The 26,114-nt window shown below is 43.8% G+C and carries 21 protein-coding genes; 11 read left to right on the top strand and 10 right to left on the bottom strand.

From position 1 onward, the window contains the following. Positions 1-13: 13 nt before the first annotated feature. The 10 genes from Q5866_RS14590 to Q5866_RS14545 form a co-directional block, all read right to left on the bottom strand. A complete protein-coding gene (locus Q5866_RS14590; RefSeq protein WP_303180982.1) occupies positions 14-3,400 on the bottom strand; it encodes a hypothetical protein in 3,387 nt (1,128 codons plus the stop codon). Between the two features lie 19 nt (positions 3,401-3,419). Then, entirely contained in the window at positions 3,420-4,349 is a 930-nt protein-coding gene (locus Q5866_RS14585; protein ID WP_099291197.1) for an ABC transporter ATP-binding protein, read from the bottom strand. Between the two features lie 387 nt (positions 4,350-4,736). Continuing rightward, positions 4,737-7,454 carry a zinc-dependent metalloprotease gene (locus Q5866_RS14580; RefSeq protein ID WP_303180979.1) on the bottom strand — a complete coding sequence of 906 codons (2,718 nt, stop codon included), beginning with the start codon at positions 7,452-7,454 and terminating at the stop codon, positions 4,737-4,739. Positions 7,455-7,604: 150 nt separating this feature from the next. Further along, entirely contained in the window at positions 7,605-8,453 is an 849-nt protein-coding gene (locus Q5866_RS14575) for a hypothetical protein (RefSeq protein ID WP_303180977.1), read from the bottom strand. Positions 8,454-8,466: 13 nt separating this feature from the next. After that, entirely contained in the window at positions 8,467-9,969 is a 1,503-nt protein-coding gene (locus Q5866_RS14570) for a RagB/SusD family nutrient uptake outer membrane protein (RefSeq protein WP_303180976.1), read from the bottom strand. Between the two features lie 12 nt (positions 9,970-9,981). Continuing rightward, complete coding sequence (locus Q5866_RS14565; RefSeq protein WP_303180975.1) at positions 9,982-13,584, bottom strand: SusC/RagA family TonB-linked outer membrane protein; 3,603 nt, start codon at positions 13,582-13,584, stop codon at positions 9,982-9,984. A gap of 80 nt (positions 13,585-13,664) precedes the next feature. Next, complete coding sequence (locus Q5866_RS14560; RefSeq protein WP_303180974.1) at positions 13,665-14,819, bottom strand: FecR family protein; 1,155 nt, start codon at positions 14,817-14,819, stop codon at positions 13,665-13,667. 78 nt (positions 14,820-14,897) lie between these two features. Continuing rightward, positions 14,898-15,488, bottom strand: a complete 591-nt coding sequence (locus Q5866_RS14555; protein ID WP_303180973.1) for an RNA polymerase sigma-70 factor — start codon at positions 15,486-15,488, stop codon at positions 14,898-14,900. Between the two features lie 108 nt (positions 15,489-15,596). Then, the gene (gene recO, locus Q5866_RS14550) at positions 15,597-16,313 is read right to left on the bottom strand and encodes a DNA repair protein RecO (RefSeq protein ID WP_303180972.1); all 717 of its coding nucleotides are present in this window, start codon (positions 16,311-16,313) and stop codon (positions 15,597-15,599) included. A gap of 9 nt (positions 16,314-16,322) precedes the next feature. Further along, positions 16,323-16,898 carry a non-canonical purine NTP diphosphatase gene (locus tag Q5866_RS14545; RefSeq protein ID WP_303180970.1) on the bottom strand — a complete coding sequence of 192 codons (576 nt, stop codon included), beginning with the start codon at positions 16,896-16,898 and terminating at the stop codon, positions 16,323-16,325. A gap of 150 nt (positions 16,899-17,048) precedes the next feature. Here Q5866_RS14545 and rsgA point away from each other — a divergent pair, with 150 nt between their 5' ends. From rsgA to Q5866_RS14490, 11 genes are all read left to right on the top strand, one after another. Then, positions 17,049-17,969 carry a ribosome small subunit-dependent GTPase A gene (rsgA, locus tag Q5866_RS14540; protein ID WP_303180969.1) on the top strand — a complete coding sequence of 307 codons (921 nt, stop codon included), beginning with the start codon at positions 17,049-17,051 and terminating at the stop codon, positions 17,967-17,969. Between the two features lie 381 nt (positions 17,970-18,350). Further along, positions 18,351-18,863, top strand: a complete 513-nt coding sequence (locus Q5866_RS14535) for a DUF177 domain-containing protein (protein WP_255301915.1) — start codon at positions 18,351-18,353, stop codon at positions 18,861-18,863. A gap of 16 nt (positions 18,864-18,879) precedes the next feature. Then, a complete protein-coding gene (gene rpmF, locus Q5866_RS14530; RefSeq protein WP_099291185.1) occupies positions 18,880-19,065 on the top strand; it encodes a 50S ribosomal protein L32 in 186 nt (61 codons plus the stop codon). Between the two features lie 110 nt (positions 19,066-19,175). After that, positions 19,176-20,180 (top strand): beta-ketoacyl-ACP synthase III, encoded by a 1,005-nt coding sequence (locus tag Q5866_RS14525; RefSeq protein WP_303180967.1) that lies wholly within the window; start codon positions 19,176-19,178, stop codon positions 20,178-20,180. Positions 20,181-20,330: 150 nt separating this feature from the next. After that, the gene (locus Q5866_RS14520) at positions 20,331-20,678 is read left to right on the top strand and encodes a polymer-forming cytoskeletal protein (protein ID WP_186974773.1); all 348 of its coding nucleotides are present in this window, start codon (positions 20,331-20,333) and stop codon (positions 20,676-20,678) included. Positions 20,679-20,693: 15 nt separating this feature from the next. Then, on the top strand, positions 20,694-21,047 hold the full coding sequence (locus tag Q5866_RS14515) for a polymer-forming cytoskeletal protein (RefSeq protein WP_303180965.1): 354 nt from the start codon (positions 20,694-20,696) through the stop codon (positions 21,045-21,047). An 8-nt stretch (positions 21,048-21,055) separates the two neighbouring features. Next, the gene (locus tag Q5866_RS14510; protein ID WP_303180963.1) at positions 21,056-23,575 is read left to right on the top strand and encodes a M1 family aminopeptidase; all 2,520 of its coding nucleotides are present in this window, start codon (positions 21,056-21,058) and stop codon (positions 23,573-23,575) included. Between the two features lie 17 nt (positions 23,576-23,592). Then, positions 23,593-24,339, top strand: coding sequence for a 3-deoxy-manno-octulosonate cytidylyltransferase (gene kdsB, locus Q5866_RS14505; RefSeq protein WP_303180962.1), 747 nt, complete (start codon positions 23,593-23,595; stop codon positions 24,337-24,339). Between the two features lie 14 nt (positions 24,340-24,353). Then, positions 24,354-24,923 carry an RNA polymerase sigma-70 factor gene (locus tag Q5866_RS14500; RefSeq protein WP_303180960.1) on the top strand — a complete coding sequence of 190 codons (570 nt, stop codon included), beginning with the start codon at positions 24,354-24,356 and terminating at the stop codon, positions 24,921-24,923. Positions 24,924-24,977: 54 nt separating this feature from the next. Next, positions 24,978-25,193 (top strand): hypothetical protein, encoded by a 216-nt coding sequence (locus Q5866_RS14495; protein ID WP_303180959.1) that lies wholly within the window; start codon positions 24,978-24,980, stop codon positions 25,191-25,193. A 24-nt stretch (positions 25,194-25,217) separates the two neighbouring features. Beyond that, a complete protein-coding gene (locus Q5866_RS14490; RefSeq protein WP_303180957.1) occupies positions 25,218-26,114 on the top strand; it encodes a FecR family protein in 897 nt (298 codons plus the stop codon).

The raw sequence follows: 26,114 nt of genomic DNA, 5'->3' as shown, positions 1-26,114 counted from the left end.
ACTGTTATTGTTATTATTTATTATTACTCGTGTAAACCCATTTTACCGCGTCGGCAATGATGATTTGCCCCGGTTCGGAACCTCTGTCACTCAAGGTAACCTTGGCATCACCCTCGGAAAAATGGAAACTTCCGAGGGAAACCCAACCGGTGGTATTTCTGCCTCCCGTTTCGACAGACACTTCCTCTTCGCCGTCGTCATGTTTTACTGTATAATATTGGTATCTTTTGGGTTGTTCTCCACGGCCCCACATCATCCTATCCATGCCGGGCGAGCTGTAAACGAAAACTTCATAGAAACCGGGGATTTGGATTCGCGTGTTCCATTCCGCTTGATTGTTCCCGCTTCCTGATTTCTTGTACATGGCACTATTAATATAGTCACCGTAATAATTTATACCGACGGTTGCCGTCCATTTACTTGGGGGCATCCAGAAATTCAAGTTTTTGTACTTGTCTTCTTCCTCCTTTTTGAAAAGAGACTGTAACGTGTTCTTCTGGTTCGACTCGATTACGCGGAAACCTTTGTCCTCGTTGTCGACCGTGATTTCTTTCGGGTTAAAGGCGAAAACGGTAGGATTACCCGCGAAGATACCGCTTACCGTGTCGGTCGAGGTTGTGGTCACTTTCGCGAAATTGTGCATGATATCGCTTGGAAGATTCTGGGCAATATTCGTGTTGATCGTCAAGTTGCTGGGGCGGTCGTCGCAAAGGATTCTAATCTCTTTATAACTTCTCGCGTCGATAATAAAGTTTTTTGGCGGATTCTCTTCCATTTGGGCTGCTCTTCCCCGTCTGCCGGGACCACCTCGCATGAAACCGCCCTGTTCAACGCTGACAGAGATGATTCCGTCAATATTTGTCGGGTTATAAACTTGGAAGTGTACCATGTATTTCGTGTATTCACCTATGGCAACCTCGTCCGCGTCTATCCCTTTTACAATAAATAATGGCGTGGCGTTTGTCGAGTACCATCCGGGAATGAAATCCATCAAGTTGAAATGGAATTTACGGATGAATTCACTATTCAAACGTGTGAAGTTGACCTCTTGAAATTTGTATTTTTGAGAGAAGTCGGTCATGAATTTCTTGAAGTCTTCAGAGGGAACTCGTGACGTGATATAATTTCGCAGGTATATCCCTTTTAATTTCATCATCTCGTAGAACACCTCCGTGGAAAGCGTGTTGTCCAGAACGGCTTGTTCAAAACTCTTGCCGTTCAAATAGGCTGAAGCCCGTTGACTGTCCCCCATACCCGAGAACATACGGAACCACCTTCTTCCGGGATTTGATTCTTCCTGCTTCAGCATAGTGTTCATCACGATGTCAATAATCGGGAAGTCCTGCGAATAGATAGATGTCGCGTAGTTAAAATACATGGACGAGATGTCGTATTTATTTAATTTGGATGTACCGGACCAACCGCTGGTAAACATGTTGACAAAAGAATTTCCCTCTTCTTGATAGGTTTCTTCCGATTGGAACACGCTACGGATAAAATCACGTATCGTGTTCATTTCAAGATCAATATCTTCCGATGAACCTCCCCGCGGATCATTTTGAGCCCACATTTTCATCCTTTTCTTGGAGGCTTTGAAATCGCTGCGCGGCAGAGTGGCTGCCAGTTCGGGTAAGAACACCATTTCCGGTTGCATCTGTTCGCTATTGCCTTTCCAGTTGCGCACGTATCCGGCATAAGAGATGGGCGTTTCCGCCAAGACCAGCTTGGGAAACGGGTATTTGCGTCCCTTGCGCATCTCGTATTCCGTCTTGACATCTGAAAGGAAACCGGCTAGGGTATCCGCCATGTTCGGAAATTCTTTCGAGAAGTAATCGTGACCTTTAAAATTATATAGTTCGATTTCCACGGAATCTACCGTAACGCTTTTTTTCTCGTAATCCCCGATTGCCAGACTTACCCCCAGTAAGGGAGCTGCATTGGTGAATAACGTCGTGTCGCCGCTTCGGGAGAAAGTACCTTGAGATAAAACCACGCGTTCCGTCGGGTTATACACTTTTAAAGAGAACGTGGCGAAATTCTTCCTTATATTATAAGGTGCTTCCGGGTTTACAGGAGGCAACGTGGTCGGGTACCAGAGGCATTCCGGGGTCAATAGGGTAAATTTGTCCTGCACGTAAGCGTAGTTCTTCCCGAATCGGAGAATACTATTCCCGTTTTGAGTGTCATAATACTCCTCGTCCGTGATATCCAGATAGCAAATATTCTCGTCTATCGTACCTTGGTAACTGATTTGAAGTTCAGTCGTTTCATAAGGACGGAGTTTATAATCCGCCACAACAACTTGAGCATCCCTCTCGAAAGGGATATCCTGTCCCTTAGCGGTTAATTTCTCGACCTTCAACGACGGGTTCAAATATAGTAATACGTTATTGATTGTTTTGTGATTCCGGTTCTGTACTTGCAGGTTTGCCGTAACCGAGATTTCTTTTTTGTTTTGTGAATAACTGATATCCTGACTCAATAAATTAACTTTATCCGCGATGTTGTATTTTTGGTATTTCTCGGAATACAGGTGGCGTTGATTGTCGATGTGATGGTAAGTGGAATAGTAAGAGTACCCGCAACCTAGTCCCAAAATCATGATAACGCAACCGATGAAGTTGAGTAAGATGTTTTTCTTGGGATGCAAAGGAAGACGGTTTACCAGTGCGATAGTGAAAGAAAGTAATCCCATACCCAAGAACAGGAACGTGAAGCGTTGTGTCAGATAGGGAACGAGATTCGTGTGTCCCAGCACTTCGGAAAACATGTTCGGGACAGTAAGCGCGAAAAAGTCAAACGTTCCTTGCTCCACTCCGCCCAAGTACAACAATGTACCGCTTATGAATCCCAGCATAATAATAAATGTCACCGCTTGGTTGCGGACAAAACTCATGACCACGAACGAAAGACCGAGCACGAATACCAGTGACGGGATAGACAGGGTAAGTAAATAAAAAATATAAGGGAGGAGTGCGAACGGGGAATCGCTCGCGAAAACGTGTATAAAACCAGCGATGATTAATGCAATAATGTTTAACGATACGAAAGCCTTGATAATCCCCCATGTCTTGCCGACAATATAATCGGCGTTGCTCATAGGACGCACGTATATCACCTCCGCCGTGTCCAGTTTCTTATCTCTCTTCAAAAAATTGCCCGCCAGAAATATGGCTATGATAGATTGAGCGATATTGAAAAGATAAATGTTGACAAACGGGATAGACGAAGGCATGGCTACCATGCCCCAACGGTACCAGCCGAAAATATTTGATTGAAGGCTGATCTGGAAAAAGACAATAATTAAAAGGGATAAAACGGCGAATATCCGGAATAACCAGCTCCGGCGTAATAATTTGGTTTCGTATCTTGATATTGTATTGATATTGTGAATATTCATCGCTGATTTTAGTATAGGTTTACTTGAACAATTCGTTTTCTTGAATGGCTTCCACCTGCATGTTCATTTTGTCTTTCAGCAAGTAGTCCATGTAATAAACGTAGGCATGTTCCAGATTCGGTTCAATGGCTTTATGCGAGTATTCCTCGATATTCTCCGCCACGACTTGAATCTCAAGTCCCCCGTCTGTAGGAATTGTCGAGATAATCGGGTATTTTTCCTTGATCTCCTCGTATTCCTGATCGGTCACGAAAATCTCCCATACTTTTCCTCTTGCCAGATTGACCATTTCATCCGGAGAGCCTTCGAATTTCAATTCGCCCCGGTTCAGGAGAGCCAGCTTCTTACAGGTACTGGAAATATCTCCCACGATATGGGTGGAAAGGATGATGATGGAATCTTTGTCACTGATGTCCGACAGGATATTGCGGAACCGGATTCTTTCTTCCGGGTCGAGGCCTGTCGTGGGCTCGTCGACAATGATTACTTTCGGATTGCCGATAATGGCTTGTGCTATACCCAACCTTCTTTTCATACCACCGGATAATTTATTTGCCCAGCGGTCACGAACTTCAAATAATCCAACTTTACGCAGCATCTCGTCTACCACTTCGCCCCGGTGCTGTTTGCCCTTGATTCCGGCAAGACCTGCCCCGTAATCAAGGAATTCCCACGTTTTCAGCTTTTCGAAAAAGCGAAAGTCCTGCGGCAGGTAGCCTAACATGGAACGAATAGCCTTCCTGTCTTTCGCGATGTCATAGTCATCGAAGTAGATCGTCCCGGATGTGCAGCTCTGCAAGAGAGTCATGATTCGCATCAAGGTGGTTTTTCCCGCTCCATTCGGTCCCAACAGACCAAACATTCCCGGTTCTATCTCAAGATTCAAGTCTTTTAAGGCTTTTTTACCTCCCGGGTAAACTTTGTTTAGATTTACAATTTTGATACGCATAACATTGGTATTTTAGGTTGGTATAAATCTATGCATAATAAGTAGGAATGTATGTTAATAAAATGTGAAAACTGATTGTCTATATAAGACCTGTTTCGCTTAAAAAGGTTTATTTTTTTTAACAAAATATTAACAAAAATCTCTCCTTATGCCCTGTTTGCGCTATTTCGGGTAAAAATATGTCTTATGGGCTCTCGGAATAAATATTAATTTTTTCATACAAGCTTGTTTATTTGTTTTCGTAAATATAGCGAACAGGCATTTTTTTTGCAATTTATTTAGGTGAATAAGATTGATATATCTACAGATACTGTAATTTTATCGATAAAAATAGAAAGCCGAGGCGAATTAATTCGCTTCGGCTTTCCACTCGAATGGTATTTTAGTTTATAAATTCTTCAACTTTTGGTTTAAAGTGAATAATAATATTTCGTAATGCGTGCGGTCGGCACCTTTTGCAGTAGATAATTTATTTTCCAACAGCTGTCTTACACGTGTTCCAAGAGCAAAAATATATGTTCTGGAATTGTCAATAGCAGTTATATTCACGTTATTCTGCCAGCCGTAACTGTATCCGAAGTTTGTCAACTCTTCTGCTGTTATCATATTACCTTGTTTCTCTCTCATCAATCGTATTTGATCGAAAAAGTGATTGGTGATACCCGTTTCATCCAACCCGTAGGCTGCGATGTCTTCGAGTGACGGGGCGTAAGCATCTTCTTCCGAGATGATACCCAGCAATCCTTTTCCGGCAGGAGCTACCGTGAATGTTTGCGCTATCCAGTCAATAATAGTCATTTGCAGCATTTTATCCGCGTCGGTTAATGTGTTATTCTTGATTGTATTCTCGAATACCAAATTATAAAGGTCGTTAAAAAACTCTTGTTCCGTGTACGGATCCTGAGATACATGGGAAGAAAGAATTACTCCTTTGTATAAGTTAGGTATGCTGGAAGCCAGAGCTTTCTGGGTAATTGCCCCCATGTTTATACCTAGAGGAAATTTGCGAGTCAATTCCTTGTTGTTCAGCCAGTCGGAATCACGGAAATGATTTATCAACCATTTCAAAGATGCTTTTTGTTTTGCTTTCGGAACAGCGACGAAACGTTGACCGGGAGTGCCCTCTTTGACCTCCGTCAGATAGATACCTCCAATATTGTAAGAAACATTCTTGAGGTATCTGTAGTATTGGTTTGCCAATCCTCTATAAAGAGAGTTTTTGTGAGAACCGTCGGCATCATCTTTTATCCATTTATCCAAGTTAGACAAAATATATTTCAAATTCTTGATTCCATAGTCTCCGGCTTTCATCGGGTCGTCACCCAGATCTTCCTCCAATGCGCTGGGATCATAACGACTTGCAATTTGTTGACGTCCGTAGCGATACATAGGATCTCCGGCTTTAGCATCTACCATTTTTTCCAAGATGATAGCTTCTTCTTTCATATCCTTGGCATCCGGGAAATATTGGTAATCCCATTGTACGAGGAAATCATCGTAAACCCCCAGTGTCGGAGGTGTTAACTTCACCCCTTTGTCCCCGGGTTGTGCTACATAGTTGAAACGAGCGTAGTCCATGATGGAGGGCGTTGTCCCGTATCTTTGAGTGAAGGTGGCTGATCTTAAAGAATCTACCGGATAAGCCGCCGAGGCAGCCATGTTGTGCATAAAACCTAAGGTATGGCCTATCTCGTGAGCGATAACGTATTCGATAGATTCGTCCATGATCTCCTGCGGCATCTTTTTGTTGCGCACGGAAGGATCAATTTGTGCGGTTTGAATAAAACGCCAGTTATTGATCATTTGCACTACATTCGAGTACACGAGGACAGATGCCCCGAAAATTTCTCCGGTTTTTTGGTCCACGAAACAAGGTCCCATAGCGTTCGCGATACCGGTTGGCAGATACCGGATACATGAATACTTCACGTTTTCCGGGTCAAAAGACGGGTCGTCTTTCGGGAAATCACGTACCTGTAGTACATTTTTGAAACCGATCTTCTCGAAAGAGGGATTCCAACGTAACACGGCTCTACGGATAGGCTCTTTCCACTCTTCCGGGAAAGCGCTGTCCACGTACCATACGATGGGCTTCTTCGGTTCTACCAGTTCTCCTCTTTTGTACGCTTCGACATCTTTAGGTTCCAAACGCCAGCGATAAGCCATAGAGTAGTGCTCCACTCCGTCTTGTTCCATCGTGAAATGCTCTTTATTCGTTAGGAAAACACCTACTCTGGAATCACTGATTCTTGGACGCATACTCTCTTTCGGTAACAATACTAGAGAATAGGTCGCCATCACGGTAACATCTTCTTGCGCGTAGGTCATTCCCATCAATAAAAGTTTTACGGTATGCGGCATAAGCACTTTAATCGTCAGGTTGTCGTCGAATGTTTTCATACTTTTAACCACAGCCGAGCCCATTTTTGATTTACCGTATATGCTAAATAGAGAGTATTTTTTGCGGAATAAATTCAGATTGTCGTTTGTTTCCATAAAGAATTTGGTTACATCAATCAGAACTGCTGTTTTGTCTGCGTTGAGACCCACCATTTTGTAGCTCTCCAACACCGCATCTAACGTGTTGTCTTGTATGGCTGGGACAATATTGTGTTCCTTTGTGTCGTATGTCGTCGTTTTGTTCACCATGCGCAAATAGACCAATGAATCCTCAATGGTAAACTTCACGTGTAGCATCTTTTTGAGTCCCATGTCGGCAAATGTGCTGTTGCTTGTCTGGGATGCAGCCGCGGAGAGCAACATCTCGAGTCCCATTTGTTTCAATGGAATCTCGAAATAGAGTTTGCCATCTACCTTGTGTATGGTCATGAAATCACTCTTGACAGTTTCCACGGATTTGTCTTTAAATACTTTTTGGTAGGGTGTGTCTGTCTTTCTGGCTGCGGTCGAAAAATTAGAACTTGCGATGGTACTGTTTTTCGCGGATTTCTTTTTAGGAGTGTTTTTCTTTTTTTTAACGTTTTCTTTTTTATCCGTCCGTGAAGATGCGACAGACTGATACTGCGCTCTGCCATTCGCCAGAACGCCATAATACGTGGGTAGTAATAATAGTACTATCCAAATTAAAATCATACAATTTTTCATACAGTGTTTTTTTTAAGTTTCTAGAAGATAGTGCTAAAACTTTTTTCAAACTCTCTCCGGGTTTTGTCACGACCTCTTTTTGAAAAAGGAGGTCGTGACAAAGCCTAGAGAAGAATTCTAACACATCCTCTTTTTAATATTGTGAAATTTCTACTCTGTTACTTCCGTGTGTGGTAAAGTTAAGCCTGTGACGGATTCCAGGTCTATTCCATGTAATCGTTTTAATTCATCCACGTACATTTGAATACGGGTTTGGCAAGCGGGATAAGATCTTAATGCAAAATCCACGGAGGATTGTTGGGTTCTAAGGAGATAATTTATGGTTTCCGTGAAATCTTTTGTGAATGATACGCCTCCGAACGGGTACCCGTAGATCAGTCCGGCATCATATGCGGCCTTTGATGTCCTAATACTGCCAAAATCGATATTATTGAAGGCTTCCGGGATCTCGAATCTGCCTTTTCCGATGGCAAATTCCCAAAAAATGTCATGTAGTTTTACTTTTAGAGTATTCTTTTCGGTACTTGTCATGTCTATGATATCTTTATTAATTCCGGGAATTGTTATATTGATATCTGTCGTCAAATAAGTCACGATATTAGTACGGTTGAATATAGAGTCTGCGACATAAATATATCGAGGTAAGATACCGTTTAAGAATGAAGTGGGATAGAGATCAAGCCATAGATCAAATAAAAGATTTATACCCTCTTCGATATATTCTTTTTGAGGTCGAACGATTCGGTAACTTGTCGCGATAAGAGACTGCACGTTCCATATGGGATCGTATTCTCCGTAATCGTATATGACGAATGTTTCGGTTTTATCCAGAAAGTCAACGATCCGATCGTCACATTCCCCGATGCCTTGTGGCAGCTGATACGTGAAAGGAAGCTCGTTGGAGGGGGTGATATGATCGTCTTGATTACACCCGTGTAAAAACGAAGAAGCCAGTACAAAAATATAGGTTATCTTCTTTAAAATTGTAGTTCTATTCATAGTCTTTTTCATTTTATAGAATTTCAGGTAATCTTGGGGAAGGTAAACTTTCGTTAGGAACTAATCCCGGGTTCAAATCCATCAAGTAAGTCGGGATCTCCAGTACATACATGGGATCTCCTTCTTCCAGAACATATTTCTCGGTAGTATTTCCGTCCACGTGCCACAATCTTTCCATTTGCGGCATACCGTAACGGCGTAAATCAAACCAACGCTGGCCTTCAAAACAAAGTTCTTTACGACGTTCCAGACGGTAAATTTCCATTAACTCGTTCGCATCCGTGGTTGTCACGTCGGTAGATACCTCGCCGGCGAGTATGTATCTTTTGACCCGGAAATCATTTAATAATCGTATGGCTTCGGCGCCGGCGCTTGCATCTCCTTTGATGTATTTTTCCAGCAAAGCTTCTATCCCGTTCAAATAGACCTCTGTTACCCGTATCCCTTGGTTTTTAGAGATGCTCAGGCTTAACGAGTATTTTGTGACGGATGTTAATTTGTCTGTTGCTTTTGTATTAAAGAAATAAGTTTTTCTTTTATCTGTTAGCCCCTCTACATCATACTTTTTGAATAAATCGGACGAAGGTGTGAAAGCAGATGAAGCGGCGTACGTGCTCGTTGCTTCCCACCAATTTGTCCTGTATCCGAATACCCATAAAAGCTCGTCATTATCTAGCCGGAAGAGATATTTAGTGGAATAATCCGTGTCGCTGAAACCCGTAAAGTCCGCTATCTCTCGCCGTTCCATAACATAACGCGCGTGTTCCAGCGCTTTGTCCCACTCTTCCATGTATAAATAGATTCTGGAAGCAATCGCGTGGGCGGATAAATGCATAATCCGGAATTTGGTAACTTCTCTTTTCTCTTTATCTAAAAGTGCTATGCCGGTTTCGATATCACTTACAATCAAGTCGTAAACTTCCGCTACCGTATTTCTGGGAAAAGCTAATTCTCCAATCTCTGGTTTCGTGATAATCGGGACACCCAGGCTCTCTTCCGGCTTATGTTTCGTGTCGTTATACGGCCAAGCGTAAGTATTGATTAGCTGGAAATAATAATAAGCGCGCAGTACATAAGCTTGCCCCTTTAAATAATCCTTGTCTTCATCAATACCGACGGAATTATCCGCGTACTTCAGGATAAGATTACAACCTAGTATGTATTTGTAATACGATTTCCAAGGAACCCATCCTTTGATAGAATACGAGGATACTCCTGTCTCGTCAATAATCTGATTTACAGCGTCGGGTTGCCACGTGTAAAAAAGTTTATTCCGGATATGGGCGGCCGTGTATCCTGATGTACTTGTGGTGAGGCGATTCTCCACGTCATCATCCATGTATTGTAACATCTTGTCAATTGCTTCCGTGTCTGGGATATATCCTTCTTCAAGCAGCATTTCGCTGAAAGATTGCGTGGATTCCGGTGTTAATTCGTCCGGTTGTGTCTTGGATAAAAAATCATCACAAGCACAACATAAGCTGACAATAATCCACAGTATATTTAATTTTCTCATAACTAGTTTTATTTAAAATCCTACATTGATTGAGACGCTATACGAGGGGAGCAACGGAACTTTCGCGTAACTGGATTCCGGATCCTGTTTACGTAATCGTTTGTCCTTCAAAACGAATAGATCTGTACCGGTTACGCTAAGAGCCATGGAAGATAATTTCATCTTTGAAAGTACTTTTGATGGAACTCGATAAGATAAAGTCATTGACTTACAGCGTAAAAAATTCGCACTTACTACTCGATATTGCGATTCGTCCCACATTTGGTACATGCCTTTATTCCCTCCCGGGGTTGTATAGTACGCGTTCAAGCCGGGGCGCAAGAAACCGGGATTGTTTGTGTGATTTTCGTCTCCTGCTTTTCTCCAGTGTTCAATGAAATCAGACGGAAGATTAGCGTCGAAAACCGGAACTTTCGTGTAAGTGGAAGAACTTCTATACACGGTAGCCAGGCGTCTCTTTGCTCCTAGTGCATAAGCAAATGCAGCCGAGAACGAGAAGGCGCGATAAGAAATATTTGTTCGGATTCCTCCCGTGACATCCGGGTTCTTGCTTCCCGAATAAACTAAGTATTTCGTTGGATCGGCCACCAGTTCATCCTTCGTGTACCCTTTATCTTCCGCGAAATCAAAAATAGGCAATCCGTCTTCTCCCAATCCCTTGAAATCCCATGACCAGAATGATCCTACCGGCTTGTCCGGGTGAGCGACTCTCCCGGCCAGATAATTCGTGTAAGATTCTCTTAGCACGCTTCGGTGAGTCCTGTTACGAACATAAGCGATGTTGGTAGTTATTGACCAGTTGAGATTTTTATTTTTGATTAAAGTACCTCTTAATGAAAATTCATACCCGTAATTCTTTATTTTTGAATCATTCAAATAGGTAGACTCGATCCCGTATTCGGTAGGTAATTCTCTTTTGTACAGTATCTTGCTTCCTCTTTTGGTAAAGTATTCTGCCGAGAAAGCCAATCGGTTTTTCCAGAAGGCCATATTAACGCCTAAATTTATTGTTTCCGTTTTTTCCCAATCCAAATTCGTGTTGGCAATGGTCTGCAATTGCAACCTGAATTCCCCTACAGTAGCGTTTATATAAGGATAATACTTCGCTTTCATGCTGGGACTGATACTGTTCACCACGTTACCCTGGTACCCGTAACTGGCTTTTATATTAAGTTCGCTCAACCAGTTCAGGTCTTTCATCCATGCCTCTTCCGAGATATTCCATCGGCCGCTCACGCTCCAGATGGGAGAGAAACGAAATTTCTTGTTTTCACCAAAACGATTCGTCCCGTCCATGCTTGCTCCCGCGTTTAAAATATAACGTCGTTTGTAATCATAGACTAGAGAAGCCAATAACTTCACGCTATTTGTATAACGGTTTGTTAACGTTACCCGGTGCTTAACGGCCGACGACCCGTAATTAGTTCCGAGGTATCCGGCATCAACGCCATTGTACTCGTAATAAATAGTTTCTCCGCGGTCGGGGAAATAACCATAATCGCTGGAATTGTGTCCCGTGTTCTTCACGGACGAGATTTGACCTCCTCCCATGAGAGTTAACGCGTGTGCCTCGTTCCACACGTGTTGGAATTTTAAAGTCCCCCGTAATTCCCAGCGATTATTTTCCTGGTCCCGACGTTCGTAAAATCCCCCGTAAGGATATTGAGAAAGCTTTACCGGCATACTCGCGAGAGCTTGTGTGTTGTAATCGTACCCGCGTTTTTCCGCCATGTAATAACTTTGCTCGTTGGCAGATCTTATTCCCAGGCTCCTCCCGTCTCTATAAGCAAAAATAATATCCCCGCTCAAGCCTTTCAGCAACTTTATATTCATGTTTATGGAACCAGAGAATTCTCTTGTACGTCCCGTGTTTGAAGTGTTTTTTAATTCATCGAAAATATTGAATGTTAAATTATTCTCGAAAGAATATCTTGTTCCATCTACAGTTCCCGTTAGAGTTGCCAATTTTTTCACGTAATCTTCATCGGGAGCGATCGTTCTGGATGTTTCCAAAGCGTAGGACATCGGGGTGGTATTAAAAAAACTCCATACTTTACGGTCGGAATAATTCAGTTTGATATCCGCTCTCAACCATTTGGTCAACTCGGCGTTAACTCGCATGCTGACCGTGTAACGCTTCGCGTTATCATCTTTCTGTACACCTCTGTCGTTGGCTAAACCGAGAGACAGATAATACGTGATCTGTTCGCTTCCTCCCGATACCGAGAGCGTGTGGCTGTCGCTTACGCTGTTTCTGAAAAGCAGGTCAAACCAGTCCGTGTTTTGTTTTTCCCGTCTTTGATACTCCTGCACGACCTCCGAGTAAGAAGTTTGTCCTTTCAAGTAGTCGATCATCGTTTTTTCATAACCGTCGTTGGGCAGAATCTCGAATAACAAAAAGTCATCGAAAATTTCTCTTGTAATTGCCATCCGTTCTTGAGAGTTCATCACGTTGGCAGATTTCCGGTAGCTTGGTCTTTCCAGGAATTTTAGATTCCCGGAATAATTCACGCTTAATTTCCTCGAGTTCCCTTTTTTAGTCGTGATGACAATTACCCCGTTGGCAGCTCTTGTCCCGTACATGGCTGTTGCCGCGGCATCTTTCAAAAACGTGATACTCTCTATGTCTGCGGGATTCAAACCTGATATGGCACCCCCGAATACACTGGCATCAAATTCGTCTTCAAGCGTGTTAGCGATATCTTCATTCGGGAGATTGGTCGGGCTCTCTTGAATAATCCCGTCAATCACCCACACGGGCGAAGCGTCACCGGTTAATGTCGCGGTACCTCTCATGCGTATTTTAGGCAGGGCGGAAGGACTTCCGGATTCGTGGAGAATCATTAACCCGGGGACTTCCCCTTGCAACATATCCGTGAGGGAAGTGCTACCGGGAACCATGATATCCTCCATTTTCACGGAATAAGTAGAGGCGGCGGACAAACTTTTATCGATAGTTTGATAACCCGTTACGACAACCTCGTCTACCTCGTGCGCGTTTTCCTGCATTACAATCACCCAAGGACCTTTCTTGTTCCGGCTATTATAGGCGATCTCTTGTGTCTTCATCCCTATAAATGAAACCCTGACAACCAGATCGGTCGTGTCCGTGACCAACAACGAGAATTCGCCATTGCTATTGGTTGACACTCCCCGTACAGTACCTTTTATTAGTACCGTTACCCCCGGCAAAACATTTCCTTGTTCGTCTTTCACGATTCCCGAAATCTTGAGCCTGGAAAGTTGGGGGTTTTTCAAGATTTGCTTGATCACAACCGTGTTGTCATGACGATTCCACGTGAGATTCGTGTTCTTCAGGCAAAAATCCAAAACGTAGCTAATCTTCGCGTTCGTGAAATTCACGTTCAGGGGTTTCAGCGGGTCCACGTCCTTTGGACTGTACACGAAAGCCAATTTCGTTTGTTTCTCGATTTCGCGCAAGACTTGTTTCACGCTAATTCCGTTTTGTTTTAATGTCACTGTCGCGTCCTGCGCGTACGTGTAGGCAGGTAATGCAGAGCAGAATAAACACGAACAAAACAAAATTTTAATTGTAATTATCCATTTGTTCACTTTTTCTTCCAAGTAAACCATGGCATTCCATTTTTTTTTCATAGATTTGTGAATAAGAATTCATAATTATTATTGAATCACAAGACAGGGATTATTGGTAGTGCTTTATTCCTGTCTTTTTTTTATTTGCTGACGACGATCATCTTTTCTGTTTTTTTAAATTTTACTTTTCCGACTTCTTCCAGTAAATGAAGTATAGTGTCTATACTGTCAAAACGTTCCAGTTTTGCCGTGAATAATTCATCCGCGAGCTTGGGATCTTGATAAAAATAGTCAAAATCATACCAGCGGGAGAGAGACTTTAAAATATGACTCAATCGTTCGTTATAAAACAGGAAGAATCCGTTTTTCCATTCCGTGTATAAACTAATATCAACTTCTTGTACTTCGATACCCTTTTCTGTAACAACACCCTGCTCGCCCGGTCGGATTTTCACCTCTCGATTCTGCCTGTCCCGGATTGCCACGCTTCCGTTCACCAGCGTCGTCACCATCGGTTCGTCTTCATAGGCACTCACGTTAAATTCCGTGCCCAGTACCCGAACTTTACCCCGGGGAGAATTCACGATAAAAGGATGCGCCGCGTCTTTGGCTACTTCCAGGTAGGCCTCTCCCTTTAAAAAAATCTCGCGAGTCTCCCCCGTGAATCGAGTCGGGTATTTTAATTCACTTTCCGCGTTCAGGGAAATTTTTGTACCGTCTGATAAAATGACCGAATATTCGCCGCCCCGCCCCGTCAACAGGCGATTGTATTCCATCCCCTCTTGAGCTGTTTGGACTGCCTTGTAATCGAGCGTGTTATCCTGTTTCTGTATAGATAGCGTCTGAAGCAAAGTGTCTGTTTTGGAATACAGGTCAATGGATTTATTATTTTCAAGGATCAAAGTAACTTTGCTCGAATTGTCATTATGAGTTAACGCGGCAATAGCACCATGTTCTTCGCTGTCCTTTCCTGATTCATTCATGAACCATACGCCCGCTCCCACGATCGTGATCAATATCGCAGCATATTTCCAAACGCTCCTTACGCGGAAGTTTCTTGTTTTGGTGGCTCTGTCAACGATTGCCCAAGCCTGCCCCGTGTTATAACGTTCCCGTCCTGTCGCGATATTTGTTTTTAGCCACGTGTCGCGTATTTCTTGGAAACGGCACGAATCCTCGGGAGAACTTTCCAGATGCTCTTTCAATACATCCAGTTCCGCTTTTGTTATAGTTCCTTCCAGGAAGTGTATCGTTAGCTGTTCCAAGTCAAAGTATGTCAATTCACGATTGTCCATAGATTACTGTTATTTATATGTAGGACAATCTTATCTCGAAAACTACTTACAAGATTTTCAAAAAAAATAATCATGAATCTATTTTTCTCTTTTTTTGCAAGAAAAAAACAAAATCAGATCCTCCTTGATATCCTTCAACGTCATTCTTAAATGCTTCATGGATCGATATAATTGGGTTTCTACAGTGCGTGTAGATATTTTTAATATTTTGGCAATATCCGCGCTTTTCTTCCCTGAAAAACGGCTTAATAAAAATATCTCTTTGCACTGGGGGGGAAGTCCTTCTATTGCGGAGTTAATCTTGGTCATCAATCTTTCCTGTTGCTCCTCTTGGAAGAGAATTTCTATTTGGCTTTCCGTGTCTTCCTGGTTTTCTCGCATGAAATCTATAAAATCACGTCTGACTTTTTCATGTTTTATCAAATTCATGGATGCATTATAGACACAACTGTATAAATATGATTTCCATGTCCCTGTGATGGTTAATGATTCTCGTTTTTCCCACAATTGCACGAATACCTGTTGAACAATGTCTTTTGCCTCGTCGTTATCATGCAAAATGGACTCCGCGTACACGCACAAGCGGACATAAAAGTCACGAAATAAAGTTTCGAAAACTTTCCTGTCTCCATTTTTTATCGCGAGGAAACGGTTTATATCACTGTCCATACTTTTCTTCAAATTAAAATACCACGTCTACACCGTGCAAAATTAATCAAAACTCGTTGAGTAACAACTTTTGAAATGTTAAAGCGGAATTCATGTAAAAAAACTTGCCTAAGAGAATATTTCCCGGATTACCCGGATGCTTTTCGTGTTGAAGTCCACGTTTAAATGAAAACCGAGAAAGAGCAGGGCGATATCGAGAAGGATTCTCCGGCTTTGTTGATTGAGAGGGATGTCTTTGAGCGATTCCATCGGGCAGGAACAGAGTTGGTGTATGATCCGGGCGGAATGCGGTCCCGTGCAATAATTCTCGGGAGCGCCCGCGGGATAGAAACACCCGTCGTTAATGTTAAAAACATAATCCGGGTGATAGGTGCTGTCGTCAATGCCGAATCCCATGAGCTTGCTAAGCCGGAACAGGAACAGCAAGTTGAAGTTCGCGATATCTTCCCGGCTCGTGTTGAGATATTCCACGGAGTACCTGATATACTCGTACATGCTCTCGTTCGGGTCTGAATGTCGTAGTACCAAGTCCAGAAGCTCTCCCCATAACAAGGCGATGTTCATCTTGTACACGTCGAAGTAGATGGATGACGTGTTCACCAGTGAAGACACGGATTTTAACTTGTGAAGTCCCCCTCGTTCATTGGGATAATATTCGAGTTCGACGATCTGCATACATTGCACGGCGTGGTTGTTCTTCCGTTTATAAAGCATCATGGGGGTAATAAATTGCATGTACCCCCGTTCCGCCGAGTACACGTGCATGATTTGCTGCTGCTCGGAATAGGGTATGCTTTTCAATATGATGCCTTTGACCGTCTGCATGGAAGCGTGTTACCGGGCATTTAGAAACTCGTACAGTTTCCGTACGGCTCGCCCCCGGTGGCTAATCTCGTTTTTAGTATGCAGGGGCATCTCCGCGAAACTTTCCGTGAAACCGTCGGGGCGGAATATCGGGTCGTAACCGAAACCCTCGTGCCCGTGTTTCCCCGTGAGAATCTCCCCGTTCACGATACCCTCGAAAAGATACTCCCGATCACCGAGGATAAGGGCGATTGCCGTTCTGAATCGTGCTTTACGATTACTGACACCCTCCATCTCCCGAAGCACCTTTTGCATGTTCGCCTCCGAGTCGTGGGCGGTTCCGGCATAACGGGCGGAATAGACTCCCGGGGCGTTATCGAGTGCTTCTATTTCCAGTCCGGTGTCGTCCGCGAAGCAATCGTGACCAAACTTCTCGTGTATATACCTCGCTTTTTGCAGGGCATTCCCCTCCAGTGTATCTTGTTCCTCGGGAATATCCTCGTGGCATCCGATGTCTTTCAGGGAAACGATTTCATGCCGACTGTCCAGCATTTCCCTGATTTCTCCCAACTTGTGCGTGTTGTTGGTCGCGAAAACTAATTTCATAATCTGTCAAAATTCGTGTATCGCGAAATTAACGAAATAGATTGTCTTTGCAAACGCGAAACGCTATATTTGTACCCGCTTAAAGTGTTTCGACAGTGTTTATTATGGAACAAGGTCGGGTATGAAGCATGAATTGTAAATCAAAGAACAATGAGAGGAATTGTCGTAAAATCTACCGGTAGCTGGTATGCGGTACGGATGGAATCGGGTGAAGTCTTGGAATGCCGGATAAAGGGAAAATTCAGGATGAAAGGGATTAAGACCACGAATCCCGTGGCGGTCGGTGATGTCGTGGAAGTAGAGATAAATCCCGATGGTGTGGTGATTCACCGGATAGAGGAACGGAAAAATTATATTATTCGAAAATCAACGAATCTCTCGAAAGAAGCGCATATCATAGCCGCGAATGTCGATCAGGCGATGCTGGTCGTAACGGTGAATCATCCCGTGACCTCAACGGTTTTTATCGATCGTTTTTTAGCTTCCGTGGAGGCATACCGGATTCCCGCCATACTTGTATTCAATAAGATCGATTTATATGACGAGGATGATTTGATGCTGTTGGGTGCCCTGACACAAATATATATGGAGATCGGGTACGAGTGTTTGCATGTGTCTTCATTGACAGGGGAAGGGATAGAGGATGTCGTGGCGGCGTTGAAAGATAAAGTGACCGTGTTTTCCGGTTTGTCGGGCGTGGGGAAATCTTCTTTGATCAACCGGGTGGAGCCGGGTTTGCAATTGAAAGTTGCCGAAATCTCCGAGTCCCACGACACGGGCAAGCACACGACCACCTTCGCGGAGATGTTCCCGTTGAGTTTCGGGGGGTATATCGTGGATACTCCCGGCATCCGGGCGTTCGGGCTGATACACATGGAGAAAGCGGAGATATCACACTATTTTCCGGAGATATTCAAGCGGGCAAAAGATTGCCGTTTCTACAATTGTACTCATATTCATGAGCCGGGATGCGCTGTTATTCAGGCGGTAGAGGACGGGGAAATCAGCGAAAGCCGTTATTTCAGTTACACGAGCATGTTCGAGGAAGGGGAGGAGAAGTATCGTAAATAAGGTGAAAACCTACCTGAATTCAAGATGAATCGTGGTGTAATTCCGCATCACTTCCGTGTATAATGTTTTAATTAAGCTATAAATACCCTTTAAGAACGCTATTCTGTATAGCGTTCATATAGGGTTCGTATAGGGTTCCTATAGCGTTCATGACGGAATTGCACCGGAAGTGATATGGAATTCCACATGAATTCATTTAGGTTTTCTTACTGTTTTCTAGTGTATTCGGGTACTATGTATTACCGGGACTACAAGAATGGGAGTACGTCAGGAATTATTTCAAGATTAGGTACGAGTGATATGATAAAAAGAAAAAAATGAGGTATATGATGTCATGTATTATATTTTTTTGTACATTTGCGCCGTTTTACTTGAAGAATCGTGGACAGATTGAAAGAATATAAGATAGCCTACAGGGGCTTAGGGGAGGGCGTTCACTCTTTCGAGTTTGTCATGGATGACAATTTTTTCGATTGTTTTGATGCGACAAAAGGGACGAAAGGGAAAGTAAACGCGAGAGTGGAGATCGTGAAATCATCCTTGCTGATGGAGGTTCGGATGAAGATCGACGGGGCGGTGAAAGCTATTTGTGATCGCTGCTTGGAGGAGATGGATTTATCAATTAGCGGAGAACTGAACTTGTATGCGACGTACGGGGGAAGGGAAGAGGGGAATGATGATGATTTTATTATCTTGGCGCAAGATGAGGATTATCTGGATTTGAGTGAGCCGCTATACGAAATATATATGCTGAATTATCCTATTCGAGTGGTTCATCCCGAGGGCGAATGTAACGAGGAGATGGAGCGAGTGCTTGAGGATATGACAGTGGAAGAGAGTGATGAGATTGATCCCCGTTGGGATGAATTGAAGAAATTAATTAATAATAACTAAATAAAACTAGAGAGAAATGGCACATCCTAAACACCGGGTCTCTAAACAGAGAAGGAATAAGAGAAGAACTCACGATAAGGCAACTGTTCCTGCAATAGCAAAGTGTTCAAATTGTGGTGCTGCGGTACAGTATCATACTGTATGCCCTGAGTGCGGGTATTACAGGGGTAAATTAGCTATCGAGAAAGCTGTCGTTGCATAATTTTGTGCAATGACGGGAATTGCCTTGAATAATACAGAGCCCCCTGTAAAAAGGGGGCTATGATTGTTTATAGGTGGCGGTTCTCTGTTTAATTTTGAAAAGATATTTTTATGGAAAGGCCAAGAGCGGTAATCACCGGGGTAGGAGCGTTTTATCCCGATTACATTTTAGACAACGAGGAGTTGAGCCGGATGGTGGATACCACGGACGAGTGGATCATGACACGTATCGGGATCAAAGAGCGGCGTATATTACGGGATACGGATAAAGGCAGTGCTTACCTCGGAGCCAAAGCGGTAGAGGATCTGTTTCGTAAAACAGGGTTGAAACCGGAAGAAGTCGACCTCTTGATCTGCTGCACGGTAACGGCAGATATGCATTTCCCGGCAAACGGGAATGTGATTTCCGATATGGTGGGAATCAAGAACGCATTTAGTTTTGATTTGAATGCCGGGTGTTCCGGATTTCTATATGGTTTGACGACTGCCACGCAGTACGTGGAAAGTGGGCGTTATAAAAAAGTCGTTGTCGTGGGAGCCGAGAAGATGTCGGCAATTACGGACTACACGGATCGGGCGACTTGTCCGATTTTCGGTGATGCCGCCGCCGCGATACTGCTTGAACCGACACACGAGGACGTGGGGGTGATCGATCATATTCTTCGTTCCGACGGTATGGGACGGGTTCACCTGCACATGAAAGCGGGTGGTTCTTTGAAGCCGCCATCCATTGAAACTGTGATGGCAAGAGAACATTATATTTATCAGGAGGGGCAACCCGTGTTCAAGCATGCCGTATCGAATATGGCGGACGTTTCTGTCGAGATCATGAAACGCAATAATCTCACATCGGAAGATGTTGCTTGGTTGGTGCCGCATCAGGCAAACCTGCGAATAATCAAGGCTACCGGCGAGAGAATGGGATTGGATGCTTCCAAGGTGATGGTAAATATCCATAAATACGGTAACACGACATCCGCAACAATCCCGTTGTGCCTGTACGAGTGGGAAGACCAGTTGAAAAGAGGAGATAATTTAATTCTAGCCGCTTTCGGTGCCGGGTTCACGTGGGGAGCGATTTATTTGAAGTGGGGATACACGAAAGCTAAAAACTAGAAGTTGCCGGAAGGTGATAAGATAAGGTCCATAAGGTCGAGATTTTTTCTGACTTTATGGACCTTATACTTTTTTGCCCTTGTAGGCTGAAAAAATATTTTCGATTTTAAATTACTTGTTGTATATTTGGTCGTTTATTACTCAACTAAGATGGAAAAAAGTGTGAATCCGGACTGTCAAGGAAAAAGACAAACGGTTGTTTTGGAAGATTCCGTGGTGGGGGGAGATATGAGTCTGCCCGGGGATTTATGCTTATTCGGTAAAATTTTGGGTAATATTACAGCGGGGGGACGAGTGGAAGTAAGAAAAGGAGCGCTCGTGACGGGCAACGTGCTTTGCCGGGAGTTATACGCGGAGGGAGTAGTTGAAGGAGACGTGGATACTCATTCTTTGATAATAGGAGAGAATGCGGTTTTGCGGGGGAAAGTGGAGGCTGGAAAGTTGCGGATCGAGGGGGAAATATATGATATGAAATGGTTACGTCTGGTAAGAAAATAAAGTAAATGCAAGATCATGGGAAAAGAAGTACAACAACAAGTTGCGTTAAACCTATTAAGTGAAGGGACTCAGATTACCGGAGATCTTCATGCATCGAATGATATACGTGTCGACGGTACTATAAAAGGAAAGATTATCACGACGGGACGTCTGATTATCGGGCAGACGGCGAGGGTAGAGGGCGAAGTGACTTCCCCGAGCGTGGATATTCTGGGTACGATGGAGGGGAGTATCGTTTCGGACGGTTCGGTTTCATTGAGAGCAAAATCCGTGTTCACGGGAACGATTAAAGCGGCTTATATCGCTATCGAGTCGGGTGCTGTATTTAATGGTGAATGCCATATCCAACGTGATGTAAAACAGAAATAATTAATAACGTGGCGTGTCGTGTATCCGTTGTAGTGTCTATACTGCTATCGCTGGTCGCTTGTGAGAAGGCACAGGAAAAGGTAGACAAGGGTGTTTCCCTTGAACTGGCGAAGGAACGTAAATCCAATATCGGGGGCGTATCTTACCGGTTATATTTCTCTGTTCCCAAGGAGAGAGAGGAGCCTATCATGGCAGAGTCGGAAATCTTCTTCGAGTTGTCGGAATTAACCCCGGTTGTTCTTGATTTCAAGGAAACGGAAGATAAAATTCTGGCTGTTACTTCCGGGGGAAAGAGGGTTCCTTACACGTTCAAGAACGAACATATCATTATTCAGCCGGAACATTTGAAAAAGGGACGGAACGAGTTGAATATCCAGTTTATAGCGGGAGAGTCCTCTCTGAATAGAAGCGAGGATTTGATGTACACCTTGCTGGTGCCGGATCGTTGCCGGACATTAATGCCTTGTTTCGACCAGCCGGATATAAAAGCGCGTTTCAAGTTGACGCTTAAAATTCCCGCCGGGTGGCAGGCAATAGCGAATGGGGAACGTATTCGGGTGGAATATTTCAATGATTATAAACTTTACGAGTTCGGGGAAACGAAACCTTTGAGCACGTATTTATTTGCATTCTCGGTAGGGCGGTTCTCGTACACGGAACGATTCATGGATAACCGTTGGATCGGGATTTATCACCGGGAAACGGATACGGCGAAAATCAATGCCAGTATTCCGGAGATTGCGAGGCAAGTGAGCCATTCGCTGGAATGGATGGAACGCTATACGGGAATCCGCTACCCGTTTGAGGTGTACAACGTGGTGGCGATTCCGGCTTTCCAGTACGGGGGTATGGAACACCCGGGAGCGACTTTTTACAAGTCATCGACTCTTTTCCTTGACCGGGATGCGGATTTGACGGCACAGATGAAACGGAGTGAATTGATCGCGCATGAGACGGCACACATGTGGTTCGGTGATTACGTCACGATGAAGTGGTTTAACGACGTGTGGCTCAAAGAGGTGTTTGCCGGATTCATGGCAGACAAGATTATCGCGCAGTTGTACCCGGAGGTGAATCATCAGTTGAACTTTTTCTTGAATCATTATGAACCGGCATTACGGACAGACCGCACGAGAGGGACACATCCGATCTTGCAGGAATTGAATAACTTGAAGGATGCAGGCACATTATACGGGGATATTATTTATCACAAGGCACCTATCGTGATGCGTATGCTGGAGCGGGAGATTTCCGAGTATCAGCTGCAAATGGGTTTGCGGAAGTACTTGCGTCGCTGGTCGTATTCCAACGCGGATTGGGATGATTTGATTCATCTGCTGGCGAGTTCAACGGGACGTGATCTGGAAACGTGGAATGAAATCTGGATAAAGGAGAGCGGTGCTCCCGTGATTGAGTTTGGCAAGGATGCTATTGCCATGATAGATGAAAGTGGGAAAAAACGGGTTTGGCCGCAAGCGATTTCGATTTATTGGATGAGTGCCGGAGGGCGGCTGTATCGTCAAGCGCGGGTGTTGAAGGATACGTTGACTCCTTTCAGGAACCCGGGCGTGATATTGCCGGATTGCGATGTGTCGGGATACGGTTGTTTCCTGCCGACGGAGTATAGTGTACAATTTCTCTCTAAAGAGTTGAACCAGATAGGAAATCCGCTTTATCGTGCTGTCGCTTGGCAGTTGTTGTACGAGGGCGTGTTGAACAAGAAGGTGAAAGGAGAGTTCTTCGTGAAACTTTGTATGAAACATTTGCCTCATGAAAAGAATAATCTGGTAGTGAATCGAACCTTAAGTTTCTTGAGGACTGTTTATTCGACTTATCTGGATGAGGGGGGAAGACAATTGTTGCAGGAGGAATTGGAACGTTTCTGCGTGAACATGATTGATAATGACGCGGGGAATAAAAAATCCTATTTCAATACTTTGCTGACGCTTTATTCCTCACCCAAGATCGGGGAGTTTTTTAAAGAGGTATTAAACGGTGAGAGGGAGTTGGCAGGTTTGACGGTCAGTGATGACGATAAAATCAAGATAGCGTTTAATCTCGTGTTGCGGGATTCCAATCTTTACGGGGGAATGGAGGAACATATTAACGGGGCGATAAAGAATAAGGATTTGTTGAATCATTTCGCTTACGTGTTGCCCTCGGTTTCCGGTAACAAACAAGTGCGGGACAGTGTGTTCAGTGCTTTGCTGAAGAATGAAAACCGGGTGAACGAGGTTTGGGTGGAGGAGAGTTTGCGTTGGTTGAATCATCCCCGCCGGAGAATGGAGGCAGAAGAATACATTCCGCGAATGCTGGATAAATTGAAAGAAGTTCAAGAAACAGGCGATATATTTTTCCCGTCGGCATGGTTGAGTGCGGGACTCTCCGGGCATACCAGCAAGAACGCGTATTCTATGGTGAATGCTTTCTTGGAAAAACACCCGAATTACCCGAAGAATTTGAAATTAAAGATATTATCCAATTCAGACCATTTACGACGCCTTCACGCGGAGGAACGTGAACGATAATGTTTATAGATTAGATTATGAATGTTCGAGAAAACTCATTGATATTGATTCCGGCTCGTTACGCTTCTACCCGTTTCCCGGGGAAGCCGTTGGTTGAGATTGCCGGAAAGCCCATGGTGCAGCATGTTTACGAGAAAGCGACAGCGGTATCCGACTATGTTTACGTGGCGACTGATGATGCACGGATTTATGATGCCGTGACGGCCTTCGGGGGACGTGCGGTGATGACTTCTACCGAGCATCGTAGCGGAACAGACCGGTGTTACGAGGCATACGTGAAGGTGCATGAGGCTTTGAACCGGAATTTCGGGGTTGTTGTCAACGTGCAGGGGGATGAACCGTTTATTATCCCGCGACAGATAGAGTCTTTGATTTCCCGTTTTGAAGAGCCGGCGGTGCAGATTGCTACTCTGGCGAAGCCTTTTGAACGGAATGACGATGTTTTTGACCCGAATAAAGTAAAGGTGGTGTTCTCCGTGAAGAATACGGCTCTTTATTTTAGCCGGAACCCGATTCCTTATTGCCGGGGTGTGGAACGGGACGGATGGCTTGCCCGGACTCCTTATTACAAGCATGTCGGAATGTATGCTTATCGTCCGGAGATTTTGAAGGCAATAACTTCTATCCCCCAAGGAGTTCTTGAACAAGCGGAGTCGTTGGAACAATTACGTTGGTTGGAGAACGGGTACACGATAGCAATAAGTATTACCGATCATGAATCGGTCGGTATAGATACTCCGGAAGACTTGGAAAAGATAAAGTAGATTATGGTATTAAAATGGGAAAGGCCGATGTGATATTAGAATTGTTTAAGGTAGATGAAAAGGCCGCTTTTCAATTGCTTTATGACAGTTTCTATGAATCGTTGGTACTTTTCGCTCATCAGATAACAGGCGACTCTCTGGGGGCGGAGGATGTCGTTCAAGATTGTCTGGTTGATTTTTGGGTTTCTAAGCGTTACAAGACATTATCTTCCGGGTTGGATAAGTATATTTTTCAAGCGGTGAAGTTTTCTTCTCTAAATTATATCCGGGGAACTCAAAGGAAAGAAAAACTTCATATCCGAGTTAGTCAAGAAGCTGATACGGAAGAATTTGTATTGCCGGAGGTGGATGAAGTTGATGTTTTGGAAGTGATCTACAAGATGATAGATTTGTTACCAGAAGAGAGACGTCGAGTATTTTTAATGGTTTTCGAAGAAGGAAAATCTTGTTCGGAGGTGGCGGATAGTTTACGAATCTCGAAAAGTACTGTAAAAACACAATTAAGTCGAGCGTTGAAATTCTTACGTGATAATTTGAAAGACAAGTATTATCAGGCTCTTCTAATTTTTATCACAAAAAAGTGATTTTTTCTGTCATCCATTTTGCGGTTTGCGGTGATTATACGTAAAAGCAGTGAGATGAAAATGATTGAAGATATATTAGCCGATTATTTTTCGGGAGAGGAACTTTCTTCCGAGGATACGCGTGTGTTGCGGGAGTGGGCGGAGAAGAGTAATAATACAATTCTGATGTCTGCTTTAGAGAAGATACACAGGGGAAAGGCTGTTCGGGAAAAGTTGCAACAACAACCACAAGAGGGGATGCGATTGATCAAACGGAAGATTGAGCGTTGACGGAATAAAATCAGATGGTACTCTATGGGTTCGGCTGCTTGTATCATTGTCTTGTTCTGTATGACTTTTTTCTATTTGAGCGGAGGGCATGAGAATGAGGTAAAAACGAGTGCTCAAGTAGTACATGCGAATACTTCCGTGCAATTGAAATTGAGTGACGGAAAGATTATTCCGTTAAAAGAGAATCAAGATAAGGTCGTTGTTTCGGATAGTTTTGTACACGTGCAGAGTACAAATAATACATTGGTTTATGTTCCGGGTACGGAAAAGGGAATGGAAGAATTTAACACGCTTGTCGTGCCGATCGGGGCAGAATATAGTATTGTTCTGTCGGACGGGACAAAGGTATACCTGAATGCTAATTCCGAACTTCGTTTCCCGGTGACCTTCTTGGGGCAAAACCGAGAGGTGTATTTACGCGGAGAGGGATATTTTGAAGTAGCCAAGGATTCCGTGAAGACATTTAAAGTCCACACGGAAGATATGACGGCTGTCGTTTTGGGAACGTCTTTTAACGTGAGGGCTTATCCGGATCAAGGTGTGACTTCCGCAACGTTGGAAGAAGGACGATTGAGGGTAGAATGCGGGAATCATGAATATAGTTTGTTGCCCGGGAATCAAGTGTGCTTGGATAAAGAAACGGGAAAGAGCGAGTTATTGGCGGTGAATACAAAGTATTATACATCTTGGAAAGACGGGTATTATTTGTTTAATGAATTACCGTTGGAGGATGTGATGGATATGCTTGTGTTATGGTATGGTTTGGAGGTCGTTTACGTGGATGAAGAAGTGAAACAATATGAATTTTCCGGAAGGTTGAAGCGTTATGACGATTATCATTATTTGTTGGGGAAATTAGAAGAAACCGGAGGTATTGAATTCGTGGTAAATAGTAATAAAGTGACGGTGAGAAAAAAATAA

The sequence above is a fragment of the uncultured Butyricimonas sp. genome, assembly GCF_959596855.1.
GTDB classification, from domain to species: domain Bacteria; phylum Bacteroidota; class Bacteroidia; order Bacteroidales; family Marinifilaceae; genus Butyricimonas; species Butyricimonas muris.
This window is presented reverse-complemented; position numbering and strand designations above follow the sequence as displayed.

Excerpts from the sequence above, each read along its gene's own strand:
- Q5866_RS14590 (WP_303180982.1), bottom strand. The coding sequence starts at position 3,400 with ATGAATATTCACAATATCAATACAATATCAAGATACGAAACCAAATTA.
- Q5866_RS14585 (WP_099291197.1), bottom strand. The coding sequence starts at position 4,349 with ATGCGTATCAAAATTGTAAATCTAAACAAAGTTTACCCGGGAGGTAAA.
- Q5866_RS14580 (WP_303180979.1), bottom strand. The coding sequence starts at position 7,454 with ATGAAAAATTGTATGATTTTAATTTGGATAGTACTATTATTACTACCC.
- Q5866_RS14575 (WP_303180977.1), bottom strand. The coding sequence starts at position 8,453 with ATGAATAGAACTACAATTTTAAAGAAGATAACCTATATTTTTGTACTG.
- Q5866_RS14570 (WP_303180976.1), bottom strand. The coding sequence starts at position 9,969 with ATGAGAAAATTAAATATACTGTGGATTATTGTCAGCTTATGTTGTGCT.
- Q5866_RS14565 (WP_303180975.1), bottom strand. The coding sequence starts at position 13,584 with ATGAAAAAAAAATGGAATGCCATGGTTTACTTGGAAGAAAAAGTGAAC.
- Q5866_RS14560 (WP_303180974.1), bottom strand. The coding sequence starts at position 14,819 with ATGGACAATCGTGAATTGACATACTTTGACTTGGAACAGCTAACGATA.
- Q5866_RS14555 (WP_303180973.1), bottom strand. The coding sequence starts at position 15,488 with ATGGACAGTGATATAAACCGTTTCCTCGCGATAAAAAATGGAGACAGG.
- recO (WP_303180972.1), bottom strand. The coding sequence starts at position 16,313 with ATGCAGACGGTCAAAGGCATCATATTGAAAAGCATACCCTATTCCGAG.
- Q5866_RS14545 (WP_303180970.1), bottom strand. The coding sequence starts at position 16,898 with ATGAAATTAGTTTTCGCGACCAACAACACGCACAAGTTGGGAGAAATC.
- rsgA (WP_303180969.1), top strand. The coding sequence starts at position 17,049 with ATGAGAGGAATTGTCGTAAAATCTACCGGTAGCTGGTATGCGGTACGG.
- rpmF (WP_099291185.1), top strand. The coding sequence starts at position 18,880 with ATGGCACATCCTAAACACCGGGTCTCTAAACAGAGAAGGAATAAGAGA.
- Q5866_RS14525 (WP_303180967.1), top strand. The coding sequence starts at position 19,176 with ATGGAAAGGCCAAGAGCGGTAATCACCGGGGTAGGAGCGTTTTATCCC.
- Q5866_RS14520 (WP_186974773.1), top strand. The coding sequence starts at position 20,331 with ATGGAAAAAAGTGTGAATCCGGACTGTCAAGGAAAAAGACAAACGGTT.
- Q5866_RS14515 (WP_303180965.1), top strand. The coding sequence starts at position 20,694 with ATGGGAAAAGAAGTACAACAACAAGTTGCGTTAAACCTATTAAGTGAA.
- kdsB (WP_303180962.1), top strand. The coding sequence starts at position 23,593 with ATGAATGTTCGAGAAAACTCATTGATATTGATTCCGGCTCGTTACGCT.
- Q5866_RS14500 (WP_303180960.1), top strand. The coding sequence starts at position 24,354 with ATGGGAAAGGCCGATGTGATATTAGAATTGTTTAAGGTAGATGAAAAG.
- Q5866_RS14495 (WP_303180959.1), top strand. The coding sequence starts at position 24,978 with ATGAAAATGATTGAAGATATATTAGCCGATTATTTTTCGGGAGAGGAA.
- Q5866_RS14490 (WP_303180957.1), top strand. The coding sequence starts at position 25,218 with ATGGGTTCGGCTGCTTGTATCATTGTCTTGTTCTGTATGACTTTTTTC.